14 protein-coding genes are annotated in these 17,152 nt (G+C 70.5%); 8 read left to right on the top strand and 6 right to left on the bottom strand.

The window, feature by feature from the left end:
• The first annotated feature begins 10 nt into the window (after positions 1-10).
• The 3 genes from ACTOQ3_RS35160 (at position 11) to ACTOQ3_RS35150 (ending at position 2,643) form a co-directional block, all read left to right on the top strand.
• Complete coding sequence (locus tag ACTOQ3_RS35160; RefSeq protein ID WP_440087788.1) at positions 11-967, top strand: hypothetical protein; 957 nt, start codon at positions 11-13, stop codon at positions 965-967.
• A gap of 184 nt (positions 968-1,151) precedes the next feature.
• On the top strand, positions 1,152-2,366 hold the full coding sequence (locus tag ACTOQ3_RS35155; protein ID WP_440087787.1) for an adenylosuccinate synthetase: 1,215 nt from the start codon (positions 1,152-1,154) through the stop codon (positions 2,364-2,366).
• A 52-nt stretch (positions 2,367-2,418) separates the two neighbouring features.
• Entirely contained in the window at positions 2,419-2,643 is a 225-nt protein-coding gene (locus ACTOQ3_RS35150) for a DUF6458 family protein (protein WP_440087786.1), read from the top strand.
• A 28-nt stretch (positions 2,644-2,671) separates the two neighbouring features.
• On the opposite strand, the gene ACTOQ3_RS35145 is transcribed toward ACTOQ3_RS35150, so the two are convergent.
• From ACTOQ3_RS35145 to pdhA, 5 genes are all read right to left on the bottom strand, one after another.
• Positions 2,672-2,965, bottom strand: coding sequence for a Dabb family protein (locus tag ACTOQ3_RS35145; RefSeq protein ID WP_440087785.1), 294 nt, complete (start codon positions 2,963-2,965; stop codon positions 2,672-2,674).
• Positions 2,966-3,154: 189 nt separating this feature from the next.
• Complete coding sequence (locus tag ACTOQ3_RS35140; RefSeq protein ID WP_440087784.1) at positions 3,155-4,897, bottom strand: ABC transporter ATP-binding protein; 1,743 nt, start codon at positions 4,895-4,897, stop codon at positions 3,155-3,157.
• Positions 4,898-5,572: 675 nt separating this feature from the next.
• Entirely contained in the window at positions 5,573-7,099 is a 1,527-nt protein-coding gene (locus ACTOQ3_RS35135) for a 2-oxo acid dehydrogenase subunit E2 (protein ID WP_440087783.1), read from the bottom strand.
• A gap of 13 nt (positions 7,100-7,112) precedes the next feature.
• A complete protein-coding gene (locus ACTOQ3_RS35130) occupies positions 7,113-8,090 on the bottom strand; it encodes an alpha-ketoacid dehydrogenase subunit beta (RefSeq protein ID WP_440087782.1) in 978 nt (325 codons plus the stop codon).
• The gene (pdhA, locus tag ACTOQ3_RS35125) at positions 8,087-9,178 is read right to left on the bottom strand and encodes a pyruvate dehydrogenase (acetyl-transferring) E1 component subunit alpha (protein WP_362695714.1); all 1,092 of its coding nucleotides are present in this window, start codon (positions 9,176-9,178) and stop codon (positions 8,087-8,089) included. Before pdhA ends, ACTOQ3_RS35130 begins: the two co-directional genes overlap by 4 nt.
• Positions 9,179-9,573: 395 nt before the next feature.
• Between pdhA and purS the strand changes: the two genes are divergently transcribed.
• The 4 genes from purS (at position 9,574) to purL (ending at position 13,668) form a co-directional block, all read left to right on the top strand.
• Entirely contained in the window at positions 9,574-9,819 is a 246-nt protein-coding gene (purS, locus tag ACTOQ3_RS35120; RefSeq protein WP_440087781.1) for a phosphoribosylformylglycinamidine synthase subunit PurS, read from the top strand.
• Positions 9,820-9,994: 175 nt separating this feature from the next.
• Positions 9,995-10,429: an ATP-binding protein gene (locus tag ACTOQ3_RS35115; RefSeq protein WP_440087780.1), complete on the top strand. Its 435-nt coding sequence runs from the start codon at positions 9,995-9,997 to the stop codon at positions 10,427-10,429.
• Positions 10,430-10,732: 303 nt separating this feature from the next.
• Positions 10,733-11,416: a phosphoribosylformylglycinamidine synthase subunit PurQ gene (gene purQ, locus ACTOQ3_RS35110; RefSeq protein WP_440087779.1), complete on the top strand. Its 684-nt coding sequence runs from the start codon at positions 10,733-10,735 to the stop codon at positions 11,414-11,416.
• Complete coding sequence (purL, locus tag ACTOQ3_RS35105) at positions 11,413-13,668, top strand: phosphoribosylformylglycinamidine synthase subunit PurL (RefSeq protein WP_440087778.1); 2,256 nt, start codon at positions 11,413-11,415, stop codon at positions 13,666-13,668. Before purQ ends, purL begins: the two co-directional genes overlap by 4 nt.
• A 299-nt stretch (positions 13,669-13,967) precedes the next feature.
• Here the strand turns inward: purL and ACTOQ3_RS35100 are convergent, their stop codons facing one another.
• A complete protein-coding gene (locus tag ACTOQ3_RS35100; protein WP_440087777.1) occupies positions 13,968-14,861 on the bottom strand; it encodes a hypothetical protein in 894 nt (297 codons plus the stop codon).
• A 242-nt stretch (positions 14,862-15,103) separates the two neighbouring features.
• Here ACTOQ3_RS35100 and ACTOQ3_RS35095 point away from each other — a divergent pair, with 242 nt between their 5' ends.
• A complete protein-coding gene (locus ACTOQ3_RS35095; RefSeq protein ID WP_440087776.1) occupies positions 15,104-17,152 on the top strand; it encodes an adenylate/guanylate cyclase domain-containing protein in 2,049 nt (682 codons plus the stop codon).

Genomic DNA, 17,152 nt, shown 5'->3' with positions numbered 1-17,152 from the left:
GAGATCACCCGTGGGAAGCGGAAACTGGTCCACCGACGTCTACTCCGCCGCCGCGAGCTACCGCGCGGCCAAGGGTTCGAGCGCCTTCGCCTACAGCGACAGCGGCGCCCGCTCCGCTCACCCCGACCTCGACCCGCACGGGGTGACGCTCCGCGAGAGCCGCGACTCCGCCGAGCACCCCAACTCCCTGGCCGTGGCCGTCCTGTTCGACGTGACCGGCTCGATGGGCGGGGTGCCCCGCACCCTCCAGACCAAGCTGCCCGACCTGCTCGGGCTGCTGCTGCGCAAGGGGTACGCCACCGACCCGCAGATCCTCTTCGGCGCGATCGGCGACGCCACCTGCGACCGGGCCCCGCTGCAGGTCGGCCAGTTCGAGTCCGACAACCGGATGGACGAGCACCTGGGCAAGATCCTGCTCGAGGGCGGGGGCGGCGGCCAGATGACCGAGTCGTACGAGCTGGCGATGTACTTCATGGCCAGGCACACCTCGATCGACTGTTTCGAGAAGCGGGGCCGCCGAGGCTACCTGTTCATCATCGGCGACGAGCTTCCCTACCCGCAGGTCAAGCGGCGCGAGGTCGAGAAGGTCGTCGGCGAACGGCTCAGGCACGACATCCCGACCAAGGACATGGTCGCCGAGCTGACCAGGATCTACGACGTCTACTACATCCTCCCCGCCGGAGCGAGCCACGCCGGTGACGGCCGGGTGCTGGCCGCCTGGCGCGAGCTGCTCGGCCAGAACGTGCTGGAGCTGGACGACCTGGACGCGGTCTGCGAGACCATCGCGCTCACCGTCGGCCTCGGCGAGGACGCCATCGACCTGCGGGAAGGGCTCGACGACCTCGACGAGCTCGGCTCGAACGCCGGAACCGCCGTGGGCAAGGCCCTCGCCAAGCTCGACCGGGGCACCCTCGTGGTGGCCGACGGGCTCGACCTGGGCGGCGACAGCGGCGTGATGCGGCTCTGAAGACCTCCCCGCCGTGCGGCGGCCACCGCGAAAGCGGCGGGGAGTGCCACCACGAAGGGAGACGGTCCCTCCCCGGCGGGAACAACGCCCCGCCGGGGAGGGACCGCCGGTGGAGAGGCCGGCGGTGACCGGCTCGCCGGAGAAAAACGGGAAGGGGAGGAGACGAGGGTGAACGGGTGGCCGCATGCGTGAGCACGTGATCGTGACCGACCTCGGGTACGGCGACGCGGGGAAGGGCACCGTCGTCGACTGGCTCTGCGCCCGCGAGCCCGTCCAGGCCGTCGTCAGGTTCAACGGGGGCGGGCAGGCGGGTCACAACGTCGTCCTGCCCGACGGGAGACAGCACACGTTCGCGCAGTTCGGGTCGGGCACGTTCAGGGGCGTGCCGACCCATCTGTCCAGGTTCATGGTCGTGGATCCGCTGTCGCTGGCCAGGGAGGCCGACCACCTGGTCGAGCTGGGCGTCGCCGACCCGTTCTGCCTGCTCACCGTGGACCGGGACGCCCTGCTCGCCACGCCGTACCACGTGGCGGCGGGGCGGGCCAGGGAGCTGGCGCGCGGTGCGGACCGGCACGGGTCGTGCGGGATGGGCGTCGGCGAGACCATGGCCTACGCCCTGGAGCACCCCGACCTCGCGCCGGTCGCGGGCGACTGCGAGGAGCCGGTCCGGCTCGCCCGCAAGCTGCGCGCGCTCCGCGAGGCCCTCGGGGTGACCGGGCCGCCCGTGGAGGACTGCGTCGACGCCTACCGGGCGTTCGCCGAGCGGGTGATCCTGGTCGGCTCATCGTTCATGACCGCGCTGCTGCGCAGGCGGCCCGTGGTCTTCGAGGGGGCGCAGGGCGTGCTGCTCGACGAGTGGCACGGTTTCCACCCGTACACCACCTGGAGTACGACGACCTTCGCCAACGCGCTGGAGCTGCTCGACGGGGTGCCCGCCACGCGGCTGGGCGTGCTGCGGACCTACACCCCCCGCCACGGCCCGGGACCGCTGGTCACCGAGGACGCGGCGCTCGCGCTGCCCGAGGCCCACAACGGGACCGGCCCCTGGCAGGGGCCCTTCCGCACCGGCCACTTCGACGCGGTGGCCCACCGCTACGCGCTGGCGGTCTCCGGCGGGGCCGACGCCCTCGCGCTCACCCACCTGGACGCGCCGGTGTCGCGGATGTGCGTGTCGTACGACATCGGCGAGCTTCCGGTGGGCGCGGCGGGAGACCTCGACGGGCAGGCCGAGCTGACGGAACGGCTGCGAGAGGCCGGGCCGCGCTACGCCGACGGGATCGACGACTGGCCCGCGGCGGTGGCGGAGGCCCTCGGGGTGCCGGTGTGGCTGGGCTCGTCGGGGCCCACCGCCGCGGACAAGGTCCTTCTCGGTGGTGTGATCATGCCAGAGAGGGTATGACCAACCTCAGACTTTCTCTTTACCTGGCGGACAGCCTTACCCGGAGGAACTCATGGGTGTCGGGGTCAGCATCTTCTTTCTCACGCTCGGTGCCATCCTCCGCTTCGCCATCGAACCCGACGTCCTCGGCGAGGCCGTGCACATCGACGTGATCGGCCTGATCTTCATGATCGTCGGTGCGGTCGGAGTCGTGCTGAGCATCGTGATGGCTCCCAAGCGCGGGTACACGTCCGAGGAGCGCCTGATGCACCGCGAGAACCACCCGCCGGACGTCTAGACCTCCCCGGACCCGGGAGCGCGCCGCCCTAGACCTCGTACTGCGCCGCCGCCCGCGAGGCCACGATCGGCTTGATGTACTCGGCGATCGCCGCCTGGTGCAGCGGGTGGTCGCGGTAGACGAGGAAGTCCTCGACGCTGTCGAAGTCCGCCACGATGGCGAACTGGTGGTTGCCCGGGTTCACGCCCGCGTCGGGGCCGAGGGTGTAGGAGCGGATCTCCGAGATGGCCTCGGGCAGCTTGGCGAGCTCCGTGGCGACCCTGGCCCGCTGCTCCTCGGTGGCCTCTTCCGTCCAGGTGAACAGCACGACATGCCGGAACATGATCTTCCCTTCGTTCGGGTGCCCAAGGTGTCCTGAGTGCCCGGCAAGCGTACGGCCAGGCGCGCCACGACCCGGCGGCGCCCCCGGCCGGATTCCGGCCGTATCCCGGCCCTATCCCGGCGGCTTCCCTGCAGCTTCCCTGCGATACGGAACGGCGCCGATCCGCCGGTCCTGTACGGGAACCCGCTCTCACGCCGGGCGCAGTGCGGACCCGCGGCGCCCGGCGGACTTGATCCTTATCTGGCTGGAGCGTCTCGGCACGGCTTCGAGCACGATCTTGTGGGCCGCCTCGGGAATGAACCGGAGGTCGTGGGTGATCAGGATGGTGGTGCGCCCGGCCATCAACCGCTTGAGCGGTTCCATGATCCGTGCCGCGGTGGGCGCGTCGAGGCCCGTCATCGGCTCGTCGAGGACGAGCACGGGCGCGTCACGCAGGATGGCCCTGGCGATGGCGATCCGCTGACGCTGCCCGCCCGACATCAGCCGGCCGCGCTGCCCGATCGGCGTGTCGTACCCGAGGGGAAGCGTGGTGACGAAGTCGTGGACGTCCGCCATCACGGCGGCCCTGACGACGGCGTCCAGGTCCGCGCCGGGACTTCCGTAGGCGATGTTCTCGCGTACGGTCCCGGAGAAGAGCAGGTTCTCCTGCTGCAGGATGGTGATGTTGTCACGCAGCGACTCACGTGACAGCTCCCGGATGTCCATCCCGTCGAGAAGGACGCGCCCGGCCGTGGGGTCGTAGAAGCGCAGCAGGAGCTTCGCGATCGTGGACTTGCCCACGCCGCTGGGTCCGGTGCACACGACCAGTTCGCCCGGCTCGACGGCGAAGGACAGGTCCCGCAGCGTGGGCCTCCTCCTGTTCGGATAGGTGAAGCCGATCCCCTGGAACTCGATGTGGCCTCGCCCGCGTCCCAGGTGGACGGCGTCGTCGCGATCGGTGACGGTCGGCCGGGTCGTCAGGATCTCGATGACGCGGTCGGAGCCCGCCGCCGCCTCGGAGACGGTGAGGGCGATCTGCCCCAGGTTCTGCACCGCCGGATAGAGGTAGGCGAGGTAGGCGGCGAAGGCGAGCAGGCCGCCGATGGTGAGGCGTCCCGAGGAGATCTCCCACGCGCCGAACCCGAGAATGGTGATCAGGCAGATGGTCTCGATGACCTGCAGGACGGGCCCGTACAGGGAGGAGAGCCACGCCTGCGCCACGTTGGCCCGCATCCAGGTGCTCGCCTCTCCGTGCAGCCGCTCGGCCTCGACGCCCTGACGGTTGTAGGACTGGACGAGCGACTGGTTGGACAGCCCCTCCTCGATGACGCTGTTCATGATCCCGTTGCTGAGCCGCTCGCGCGCCGACACGGTCCTGAACCTGCTCGCGAAGATCTTGGCGACCATCAGGAAGGCCGGGACCAGCAGGAACGTCAGCAGCGCCAGGTCCCACCTGATGTAGAAGGCGGCACCGGCGAAGAAGACGACGCTGATGAGCGTGGTGAAGAGCTTGACCAGGCCGGAGCCGATGAGTTCCTCGATGGCCTCGATGTCGTCGGTGAGCCTGGCCATCAGGTCACCCAGGCGGCGGTTGTCGAAGAAGTCGGGCGTGAGCGTCTGGATGTGCTCGAACACCCTGTCGCGCAGCCGCAGCAGGAAGCGCTCACCGCCGAGGGCGGTGAGGTAGGAGCCCACGAAGGAGACCAGCCCCGCGGTCGCCGCGAGGCCCAGCCAGGCGGCGGCGGGAAGCCAGAAGGCCCCCAGGTTCTGCTTGCTGAGGACCTCGTCCGTGATGTGGCCGAACAGGCCGATCGCGGCGACCTCGCAGACGGCCGCGACGATGGCGAGCGTGCCACCGGCCACGAGCAGATGGCGGATGCCGCGGGTGTACGGCCAGAATTCCCGGAAGGTCCTGCGAATGGAGACCGTCGGCGCCAGCGGGGGACGGCGCACCGCGGCCCTCGCCCCGTGAGGCGAGAGCGACTTTGAGAATGAGAGCCGACGGTTGACCCGCCGGCTCTCATTTGTTTCTGCTAGCACCGGATCTGGCTTACCACCACCACCCGCCGCCCCCGCCGCATCCGCAGCGGCGCCGGCGTCGGCAGCATCCCCACTCCAAGAACCGGCCTGTCGGGAAGAGCTGCTTGAAAGTCATGGCTTCCCCCTTCGTGCTGAGCTTGTCGCGCTTACCAACCACGACACTAGCACCCATACCCTGACAAATCACCAAATTCAGCACGCATTAAAGATGTTTTAACAAGCCATTCGTGGAAGCCATAAAACGTATTGAGGGTAAAGGCTGACAAAAGTTCCAAGCGTCGCCCCGCAACCTCGCCCGAGCTGCGGATACGCACCTTAAAGCTTGATCCACAGGAGCCAAAAAGAGGTTTCTCATTACCGCCCGACTGGCGGCCGGTACGGCGTCCCGGCGGCCGGGTGAGACCGTTCGAAGCCCTCGCGGTTTTCCCGTCGCGGCAATTGACACGCGAAGCCGGAAAATGTCATGCAGGCACTTCGGGGTATATCGGAAGGCCCTGCCCCTGACCTGCGGGCCGTCCACGGGGCCACTCCTGCGAACGGTCCGCGGGTCCGCCCCCGGGAGGGGGCGGACCCGCCGGTGTCGTGGGGTCAGCCCCAGGCGAGCATGCGGAGCGGGTCCTCGAGCATGGCGCCGACGTCGCGGAGGAACAGCGAGCCCAGCTCTCCGTCCACCACCCGGTGGTCGAACGAGAGGGCGAGCGTGCAGACCCTGCGCGGCACGACCTGACCGTCCACCACCCACGGCATGTCCCTGACCTGGCCGAAGGCCAGGATCGCCGACTCGCCCGGGTTGAGGATCGGGGTACCCGCGTCCACCCCGAAGACGCCCACGTTGGTGATCGTGATCGTGCCCCCCGCCATGTCGGCGGGCTGGGTGCGGCCCGCCCTGGCGGTCTCGGCGAGGGCTCCGAGGGCACCGGCCAGGTCGGGCAGCGACAGGCGGTGGGCGTCCTTGACGTTGGGGACGAGCAGGCCGCGGGGGGTGGCCGCGGCGATCCCCAGGTTGACGCGGTGCTTGACCACGATCTCCTGGCGGGCCTCATCCCAGGCAGAGTTGATCATCGGGTGGCGGCGGGCGGCGACGAGCACCGCCTTGGCGACCAGGAGCAGCGGGGAGACCTTGACCCCGGCGAAGTCGGGCAGCCCGCGGAGGCGCTGGACCGCGTCCATGGTCGCCGTCACGTCCACCTGGAGGAACTCCGTCACGTGCGGCGCGGTGAACGCGGACGCCACCATGGCCTGCGCGGTCGCCCTCCTGACCCCCTTTACCGGGATCCGCTCCTCGTCCTCGCCCTCCCACGTCACGGCCGGTACCCGCGGCCGGGCGGGGGCGGCCTGGACGTCGCTCTCCCGGGCGGGGGCGGCGAGCGCGGCCTGGACGTCGTCCCTGGTGATCGACCCGTGCGGACCGGTCCCCAGGAGGGAGGCCAGGTCGACCCCCAGGTCCTTGGCGAGCTTCCGCACCGGGGGCTTCGCCAGGACCGCGTCCCTCCCCGTCCCCGGCGGGGAAACCGTGGAAGAGGCCGCGGACGGGGCCGCAGGCGAGGCCGTGACCGCACCGGGCCCGTTCACGCCGGACCGCACCGTCTCGGGAGCCCGCGTCGCGGACACCGTTCCCGCAAGCGCGCCAGGCGTCGCTCCGGAAGGCGTACCGGACGTAGACGTACCGGCCGCGGCAGATGTACCGGACGCGCCTTCGGGGGAGGACGGTTTGCGGGGGCGGCGCTTGGCCGCGCCCGGCTTGACGCCGTAGCCCACCAGCACCGGCTGCCGCACCTCGGCCGGCGGGGTCGGCACCATGTCGTCGGCCAGGGCTTCCGCCCGGTCGGCCGGCTCCTCCCCCGCCCGCTCATCGGGAACGGGGGCCGGAGGGGGACCCGTGCCGTCGTCCACCGAGATGATCGGCCTGCCGACGTCCACGACCTCGCCCTCGTCCGCCATCAGCGCGGCCACCACGCCCTCGAACGGGCAGGGAAGCTCGACGACCGCCTTGGCGGTCTCGATCTCCACGATGATCTGGTTGACCTTGACCGGGTCCCCCGCCTTCACGTGCCAGCGGACGATCTCCGCCTCGGTCAGGCCCTCTCCCACGTCGGGGAGCTTGAACTCCTTCATCTCCAGCCCCTCCTCAGAACGCGAACGCGCGGTCGACTGCGTGCAGGACCCGGTCCAGGTCGGGCAGGTAGTGGTCCTCGAGCCGCGAGGGCGGGTAGGGGGTCGAGGGTCCTCCGGCCCTCAGGACCGGGGCCTCCAGGTGGTAGAAGCACTCCTCGGTGACGCGGGCGGCGACCTCGGCGCCGAAGCCGTTGAAGACCGGCGCCTCGTGCACCACGACGCATCGCCCGGTCTTGCGCACCGACTCCACGACCCTCACGGTGTCGAGCGGGTTGAGCGAGCGCAGGTCCACGACCTCCAGGGAGCGGCCGTCCTCCTCGGCCGCCTTCGCGGCCTCCAGGCAGGTCTTCACCATCGGCCCGTACGCGAGCAGGGTGAGGTCCGTCCCCGGCCGCACCACCTTGGCCTCGTCGAAGGGGGTCCAGCCGGAGGGGTCGACGTCCACCTCGGCCTTCTCCCAGTAGCGCCGCTTGGGCTCGAAGAAGATCACCGGGTCGTCGCAGCGGATCGCCTGCTGGATCATGGTGTAGGCGTCGGCCGGGTTGGAGCAGGCCACGACGCGCAGACCCGCCGTGTGGGTGAAGTAGGCCTCGGGCGACTCGCTGTGGTGCTCCACCGCGCCGATGCCGCCGCCGCACGGGATCCGTATGACGACCGGCAGTCTCAGCTTGCCCAGCGAGCGCAGCGGCATCTTGGCGAGCTGCGTGATGATCTGGTCGGCCGCGGGGAAGACGAACCCGTCGAACTGGATCTCGCAGACCGGCCGGTAGCCGCGCAGCGCCAGGCCGATGGCCGTCCCGACGATGCCCGACTCGGCGAGCGGGGTGTCGATGACCCGCTGCTCTCCGAAGTCCTTCTGCAGGCCGTCCGTCACCCGGAACACCCCGCCGAGCTTGCCGACGTCCTCACCCATGACGAGGACCTTGGGGTCGTCCTCCATGGCCTTGCGCATGCCCTCGTTGAGCGCCTTGGCCATCGTGAGAATGCTCATGCCTCGAACCCCTCCAGGTAGGTGGCGAACTCGGCACGCTCGGCGTCGATCAGGGAGTGCCGCTCGGCGTAGACGTTGTCGAAGATGGCCAGCGGCTCGGGGTCGGGCAGTTCGAGGCAGCGCTTGCGGACGTCCCGTCCCAGCTCGTCCGCCTCGGCCTCGACCGCGTCGAAGAACTCCTGGTCGGCGATCTGGTTCTTGAACATGTAGGCCCTGACCCGCTCGATCGGGTCCTTGAGCTTCCACGCCTCCAGCTCGGCGGCCACCCGGTAGCGGGTCGGGTCGTCGGAGGTGGTGTGGGCGCCCATCCGGTAGGTGAAGGCCTCGATCAACATGGGCCCCTGCCCGGACCTGGCGTCGGCCAGCGCCTTGCGGGTGACGGCCAGGCAGGCGAAGACGTCGTTGCCGTCGACCCGGACGCCGGGGAACCCGAACCCGCTGGCCCTGCGGTACAGCGGGATGCGCGACTGCTTCTCCAGCGGCTCGGAGATGGCCCACTGGTTGTTCTGGCAGAAGAACACCACCGGCGCGTTGAACACCGACGCCCAGATGAACGACTCGTTCACGTCGCCCTGGGAGGTGGCGCCGTCGCCGAAGTAGACGATGCTCGCGGCCTCGGCGCCGTCGCGCTGGATGCCCATGGCGTAGCCGACCGCGTGCAGGGTCTGGCTGCCGATCACGATGGTGTAGAGGTGGAAGTTGTGCTCGGCGGGGTCCCAGCCTCCGTGGTTGACGCCGCGGAACAGGCCGAGGAGGTTGACCGGGTCGACCCCTCTGCACCAGGCCACGCCGTGCTCGCGGTAGGTCGGGAACGCCATGTCGGCCTCGGTCAGCGCCCGGCCTGAGCCGATCTGCGCGGCCTCCTGCCCGAGCAGCGAGGCCCACAGACCCAGCTCGCCCTGGCGTTGCAGGGCCACGGCCTCCAGGTCGACGCGTCGGACCATGACCAGGTCCCGGTAGAGCCCGCGGATCTCCTCGGGCGTCAGGTCTATGTCGTAGTCGGGGTGCTCGACCCGTTCTCCTTCGGGGGTCAGCAGCTGGATGAGCTCCGGAGGTGCTTCCGCACCACGAGAGGCGTCGGCTGTCACGTGCCACTCCTGTGTGCTCGGGGCCGTCTGGATGGGTTCTCCACCGTGGTCCGGCCGATTCGCGACGCGTTCGACCCGTCTGGTGGTGGTTCGCCCGCGCTTGTGGCCATCGTGGCAGAGGTCACATACATGTGCGCAAGACCTGCCTCGGCGTCCATATGCTCCCCGTTCCCCGCGCGTTCCCTTTCACCCGCCCGTTTCGTCCGCGTGGCGCGGAGCGGCCCCGGCCCTCTCGCGCGTACGACCCGGGCCTCGGGCTGCCGTCATCTTCGCGCGTACGGCGCGGGGTTCCTCGCGCGGGATCCGGATCCGGATCGGCCCCCGCGCCGGAGCGCGGCCGGAGCCGGTTACTCTTGAGGCGCCGGACCGTCCCCGTCACAACCAGGAGGAACACCGTGGCGCGCGTCATCGTCGACGTCATGCTGAAGCCCGAGATTCTCGACGCGCAGGGGCAGGCGATCGCCCGCGCACTGCCGCGGCTCGGCTTCTCCGGTGTCTCAGCGGTACGGCAGGGCAAGCGGTTCGAGGTGGAGCTCGAAGGGCCCGCCGACGAGGCGGCACTTTCGGACGTCCGAAAAATGGCCGAGACCCTGCTCGCCAACACGGTGATCGAGGATTACACCGTCACCGTCGAGTCCTAGGCCTTCACTCCCCGCAGATCAACCGCCCAGATCCGGCTATATCCGGCTTTATGGGCGGAGCAATCCCACGGCTTGACCACCAGTCAATAACATTACGGTTATTTTGCGGTTAGCCCGGATTCTGCAGGGAAGCCTTCACGAGGTGACGTCTGACCCCGGGAGGAAACCGGTGGACATGGAGTTCTCGCTGGCTCTGCCGCGACAGGCCGTCGGTATTCCGATGGTCCGCAGAGCGCTCGGTGACTCCCTGCGCTCGCTCGGAGTCACGGAAGACTGCATCGCCGACATCCTGCTGGCGGTGACCGAGGCGTGCGCCAACGCCGTACGGCACGGGGGTCCGGCCAACCGCTACGAGGTCGACACCGCCGTCGGCCACGGCCGTTGCGACGTCCGCATCATCGACCGGGGCCAGGGCCTCGTCCGGGTGCCGGAGCACTACCCGCCGACCGACGCCGAGAACGGCAGGGGCCTTCTCATCATGCAGGCCGTGGTGGACGAGATCTCCTTCGACATCACCCCCGGCCGGGGCACCGTCGTGCACCTGCGCAAGCACCTCGACTGGGACGACGACGCCACCTACCCTCGTGGCCGGGTGCTCGCCGCCGTATAAGACCGTACAGACCCGGCCGGTCCCGGCAGCCCCGGGAAACAGGGCCCTCCGGACCGGCGCGGAGCCGATGGACCCGGCCGTCGCGGCCCCGCCCGGCCGGATCGGCCCCCGCCCTCGCCGCGTGCCGAGGCGAGGTGTGCCCGCCACCCCCGCACACCCGGCCGCCCTCCGCTGAGCTGTGCGATCGGACACTCCGCGCCTGACCGCTCGCCGGGAGCGGATAGCCTGGGAGCACCGCCGCAGACCGACGTCCGAGTGTGTGAGACGCCGGCGCGGCGCTCGTTTGTGGAGGGGAACGCTGTCATGAGTGCTGCCCGCGTGGGCGTGGTCACTTTTCCCGGAACTCTTGACGATCAGGACGCGGCTCGCGCCGTGCGCCACGCGGGCGGCGAAGCCGTCCCGCTGTGGCACGCGGACCCCGATCTCAAGGGGGTGGACGCGGTCTTCCTGCCGGGCGGGTTCTCCTACGGAGATTACCTGCGCTGCGGGGCCATCTCCAGGTTCGCGCCGCTGATGGAGGAGCTGATCCCCGCCGCCGGAGCCGGGCTGCCGGTGCTCGGCACCTGCAACGGCTTCCAGATCCTCTGCGAGGCCCACCTGCTGCCCGGGGCGCTGATGCGCAACGCCGGGCTGCACTACATCTGCCGCGACCAGGGCATCCGGGTCGAGAACACCACCACCCCCTGGACCACGGACTTCACCGAGGGCCAGGAGATCGTGCTGCCGGTCAAGCACGGCGAGGGCCGCTACGTCGCCGACGAGGCGACCCTGGGCGCGCTGGAGGCGGGCGGCCAGGTCGTCTTCCGGTACACGGGCGGCAACCCCAACGGCTCCCTGAACGACATCGCGGGCATCCGCAACGAGGCCGGCAACGTCGTCGGCCTCATGCCGCACCCCGAGCACGCCGTCGAGGACCTCACCGGCGCCCCGAGCACGGACGGGCGCGCCTTCTTCTCCTCGATCCTGAAGAAGCTGGTGAACGCATGAGTCTCGACACCGTCAAGCGGGCCGAGGACACCCCCGACGAGCGCCAGCCGTACGCCGAGCTGGGCATGAAGATCGACGAGTACGAGCGGGTCCGCCAGATCCTCGGCCGCCGGCCCACCGGCTCCGAGCTGGCCATCTACAGCGTCATGTGGAGCGAGCACTGCTCCTACAAGTCGTCCAAGGTGCACCTGCGCCAGTTCGGCACCAAGGCCCCCGAGTCGGCGGCGCTGCTCGTCGGCATGGGGGAGAACGCCGGGGTCGTGGACATCGGCGACGGCTGGGCCGCCACCTTCAAGATCGAGTCGCACAACCACCCGTCCTACGTCGAGCCCCACCAGGGCGCGGCGACCGGCGTCGGCGGCATCGTCCGCGACATCATGTCGATGGGCGCCCGGCCGATCGCGGTGATGGACGCGCTCCGCTTCGGCGCGGCCGACGCCCCCGACACCCGGCGGGTGCTGCCCGGCGTGGTCGAGGGCATCAGCCACTACGGCAACTGCCTGGGGCTGCCCAACATCGGCGGCGAGGTCGTCTTCGACCCCTGCTACATCGGCAACCCGCTGGTCAACGCCCTGTGCGTGGGCCTGCTGCGCAAGGACCAGATCAAGCTCGCGGTGGCCCCGGGACCGGGCAACAAGGTCGTCCTGTTCGGCGCGCTCACCGGCCCCGACGGCATCGGCGGCGCCTCCGTGCTGGCCTCGGCCACGTTCGAGGACGAGTCACAGGCCAAGCGCCCCAGCGTCCAGGTCGGCGACCCCTTCATGGAGAAGCTGCTGATCGAGTGCTGCCTGGAGCTGTACCAGGCGGACGTGGTCGTCGGCATCCAGGACCTCGGCGCCGCCGGAGTCTCCTGCGCGACCACCGAGCTGGCGGCCAAGGGCACCGGCGGCATGGACGTCAGGCTCGACCTCGTCCCGCTGCGCGATCCGTCGCTGCGGCCCGAGGAGATCCTGATGAGCGAGTCGCAGGAGCGCATGATGGCGGTCGTCGCCCCCGACGACATCGACGCCTTCATGGCGATCTGCGCGAAGTGGGACATCCCCGCGACCGTGATCGGCGAGGTCACCGACTCCAACCGCCTCGTGATGACCTGGCACGGCGAGACCATCGTCGACATCCCGCCGGGCACCGCGGCCGACGAGGGCCCGGTCTACGAGCGGCCGTTCCACGAGCCCGCCGGCCAGGCCGCGCTGAACGGCGACGACCCCGGCCGCCTCGACCGCCCCGCCGACCTGCGCGCGGCGCTGCTGGAGCTCCTCGGCTCGCCGAACCTGGCGTCCAAGGAGTGGGTCACCTCCCAGTACGACCGGTACGTCCGCGGCAACACCGTGCTGGCCCAGCCCGCCGACGCGGGCGTGCTGCGCGTCAGCGAGGCCATGCCCGGTGCCGAGGAGACGACCAGGGGAATCGCGCTGGCCACCGACGGCAACGGCCGCTATGCCCGCCTCGACCCGTACGCGGGGGCCCAGCTCGCCCTCGCCGAGGCGTACCGGAACGTGGCCGTGACCGGTGCGACGCCGCTGGCGGTGACCAACTGCCTCAACTTCGGCTCCCCCGAGGATCCCGAGGTCATGTGGCAGTTCTCCGAGGCCGTGCGCGGCCTCGCCGACGCCTGCAAGACCCTCGGCGTCCCGGTGACCGGCGGCAACGTCTCGTTCTACAACCAGACGGGATCCGTCCCGATCCACCCGACGCCGGTCGTCGGCGTGCTGGGTGTCATCGACGACGTGGCCACGCGCGTGCGGAGCGGCTTCACCGGCGACGGCGACAGGATCGTCCTGCTCGGTGAGACCGACGAGGAGTTCGGCGGCTCGGAGTGGGCGCACGTGGCTCACGGCCACCTCGGCGGCCTGCCGCCCGTGGCGCGGCTGGAGTCGGAGCGCGACCTGGCCCTCGTGCTGGCCGAGGCCGCCTCGCGGGGGCTGCTGACCGGTTCCCACGACCTGTCGGACGGCGGGCTGGCCATCGCCCTCGCCGAGGCCTGCATCGCCCAGGGCGTGGGCTGCCAGGTCTCCCTGACGGGTGACGACGCGTTCGTCGACCTGTTCAGCGAGTCGTCGGCCCGCGCGCTGGTGACCGTCGCGCCGGAGTCGTTCGACGCCTTCGCGGAGCTGTGCGCGGCCCGCGAGGTGCCCTGCTACGGCCTGGGCACCACCGGCGGCGACTCCCTGAACGTGGCGGGCGTCCTGGACATCCCGGTCACCGAGCTGAGAGAGACCCACACGTCCACCCTCCCGGGCATCTTCGGCTGATCGTCTCCCGGATGAGGCACTTTCGTGGGCCAGGTCCCTCACCGTCACATGACGGTGAGGGGCCTGGCCCGTTTATATGGATCACACGGTCGGCGCCGGGGGGCGGCGCGCCGGGGACGAAAGGTCCCCGGCGCGCCGCCCGCCCGCCGCGCTCCCGCGAACGGGTCGGACGATCAGGCGGCCGCGCAGATCACGTACACGACGCCCTGGGTCTTGTCGTTGCCCCCACCCCCGTGACCGGCGGGAACGCCTTCCCTCGATCTCGTGTTCGGCGTTCCGCGCCCGATCCGGGGTCAGGACTACATGCAGATCGCGTAGACGGTGCCGCTGCTGTTCTTGCCGCTCACGGTCCAGCCGGTGGGCGTGGAGCCGGTGGGCGCGCTCGTGTAGATCTGGCCGGAAGCGCTGCCGCTGCTGCTGAAGCCGCCGCCCGTGGCGACCTTGCCCGAACCACAGCTCACGCTCTGGCTGCCGCCCTGGCCACCGAAGTCGAACTGCGTGCTGACGGTGGTGACGGTGGGGGTTCCGCCGCCGCCACCCGATCCCGGCGTACCGGGGTCGCCCTTGGGGCCCTTCAGCGACGCGATGAACTCCGCCTTGGACTTGCCCCTGTTACCCGGCAGTTCGAGCCAGACCTCGTAGGCGCTCTTACCGTCGTCGCCGTCCCTGCCGTTCCGGCCGTTCCGCCCGTCGTCACCGTCCCTGCCGGGCTTGCCGTCGGCACCCTTGGGACCGGGGGCGCCCGGCTTGCCGTCGTCGCCCTTCGGCCCCTGCGGGCCCGGCGCGCCGTCGGCGCCCTTCGGCCCCTGCGGGCCGATCTCCCCCTTTGGCCCCTGCGGGCCGGCTTCGCCCTTGACTCCCTGCGGGCCGGTGGCACCCTTGAGGCCCTGCGGGCCCTGCGGTCCGGTGTCGCCCTTGGGGCCCTGCGCGCCTCGCGGGCCCTGCGGCCCGGCGGTGGCGACACCCTGCTGGCCCTGGGTCGTCTGCCCCCACCTGATCCGGACCTCGGTCGGCCTGCATTTGGCCGTCGCGTTGACGATCCGGGTGTAGCGCGTCTGCTTGTGGACGCACGCGTGAATCTCCGCCGCCGCCGACGAGGCGACGGCGCTGCCGTTCGCGGTGAACAACGTTCCAACGAGCACGCCAACGGTCACTACGGCGAGCGAGCGTCCGCCCGGCAACGTGATAGCCACTGGGCTTCCTTTCTGCGACACCAGAGCATGGTGTGATGGGAGAGGTACACGTAGTACACGTTTCGACCGTTCCAACGGTTGCCACCGGAAACATCACACTTCGGTGTCGGAAGCCCGGCGATTAACTCGCCTGCCGACACCGCCCCCGTACGGGATAATCGGATCGTTCGGGGGAACCCGCCCGCTGGGCGTGGACGAACAAGACAGGGAACCCGCGGGGTTCCCCAGACGCGGAGGCCACCGTGCCGACCATCAACCCGACAGACGCGGTCACGGAAGACCGGGCCCGACGGGAACCGTACCTACCACCGGCGACCCAGCCGATCCGCACCGTGGTGTGGGCGCTGCATCTGGCGCTGCCGATGCTCGGGCTCTGGCTGCTGCTCGCCGAGCCCGACCTGAACATCGTGCTGCAGGACAACCCCAGTCATTTCTGGCTGATCATCACCGTGGCCGGGATCAATCTGGTCCTGGGTCTCATGGTCGGCGAGGCGTCGGCTCGGCGGGCGGACGCCCGCCTGCTGCTGGTCTCGCTCGTCTTCCTGAGCGGCGCGGGATCGTTCCTGGTGCACGGGCTGACCACGCCAGGGGTCATCCTGGACAAAATAAGCTACGGCTTCGACCTCTCGCACCCGGTCGGTCTCCTCGTGGCCTCGGTGTTCGCGTTCGCCTCGGCGCTGCCCCTGGGCGAGCGGGCGGCCGCGGCCGTGCTGAGGAACCAGATGTGGCTGCGTGGCGGCCTCGCCCTCCTGATCACCCTGTGGGGGGTGGCCTGCCTGGTGCCGCGTCTGACCCCGCTCAGCGGCTCACCTCCTGAGGGGATCGGCCTTGGCGGCCTGGAGTGGATCGGGGTGGCCCTGTTCGCGGCGGCGGCGGCGATGATGTTCCAGCTGCACCGCGGGCGCCCGGCGGTCGTGCTGATCAGCCTGGTCACCGCGTACGCCCTGCTCGCCGAGGCGCTGGTCGCGGGATTGTCCCACCGCAACTGGCACCTGTCGTGGTGGCTGTGGCACGCGCTGCTGACCACGGCGTTCGTCTTCGTCGCCTACAGCGCCTACCTGCAGTTCCGGCGGGAGGGCACGAGCGCGGGGCTGTTCGACTCGGTGGCGCTGTCGGCGACGGTCAACAGGATCAGGGCCGACTACGAGGCCGCCCTGGAGGAGCTCGTCGGTCACCTGCGGCGCAGGGAGGAGAGCAGGGTCCCGATCGCGAACAGGCTGGCGGGCAAGTTCGGGCTCACCGACGCGCAGGTGGCGGTGCTCGACCGGGCGGGCGAGGCGCTGGCCAACGAGCGGGAGCTGAGCGACCGGCTCGCGGCGCTGGCCGACATCGGCAGGCAGGCCCGCGTGGGCCTGCCAGAGAAGGAGATGCTCGCCCAGGGTCTCGACCGCGTGCGGCAGGCGTACGGGGACGTCCGGATCAAGCTCGTCGACAACGGCCGGGTCACCGTGAACTCCAAGGAGTACGGCCAGCGGGACTTCCCCGAGGACCGGCCGATCCGGCTGGAGGGGAAGCTCCTGCACCCGCTGACGGTGAAGGGCAGGCTCGCCGGGGCGCTGGAGGTGCCGATCGGCAGGACCCCGCAGGACGAGGCGCTCGCCGCCACGCTGGCCGGCCAGATGTCCATCTCCCTGGAGAACGCCCGGCTCTACAGCGAGCTGGAGACCCTCTTCCGGCAGTACATGTCGCCGGACGTGGCCCAGTCGCTGCTCGCCGACCCGCAGACGGCGGCGCTGGGCGGCGAACTGGTGGAGCTGACCGCGCTCTTCGCCGACCTCAAGGGCTTCACGAGCTTCTCCGAGCGGGTGGCTCCCGGCGAGATCGTCGAGATGCTGAACCGGTACCACACCGCGGCCGTGCCCATCGTGCTCGGCAACGGCGGCACGATCGTGCAGTTCGTGGGCGACGCGCTGCTCGCGCTGTTCAACGCCCCCGCCCGGCAGGAGGACCACGCCCTCGCCGCGGTGCGGGCGGGTCTGGCGATGCAGGAGGCGGCCGAGGAGATCGCGGCGGGGATGCCTGGATATCCTCGGTTCAGGATCGGTATCAACACCGGTGAGGCGCTCGTCGGAAACATCGGCAGCCCCGAGTTGCGCGGGTTCAACGCGATGGGCGACTGCGTCAACGTGGCCGCCCGGCTCGAGGGGATCGCGGAGCCCGGCAGCGTCGTGATCGGTCAGACCACCCTCGACCTGATCGGCCCCCGGGCCAAGACCCAGTCCCTGGGCTGGCTCAACCTCAAGGGTAGGGAACAACCCGTCCATGCCTACGTGCTGTCTGGGCTCTCGTAA

It is taken from the genome of Streptosporangium sp. LJ11, from assembly GCF_051918945.1.
Classification (GTDB): Bacteria; Actinomycetota; Actinomycetes; order Streptosporangiales; family Streptosporangiaceae; genus Streptosporangium.
This window is presented reverse-complemented; position numbering and strand designations above follow the sequence as displayed.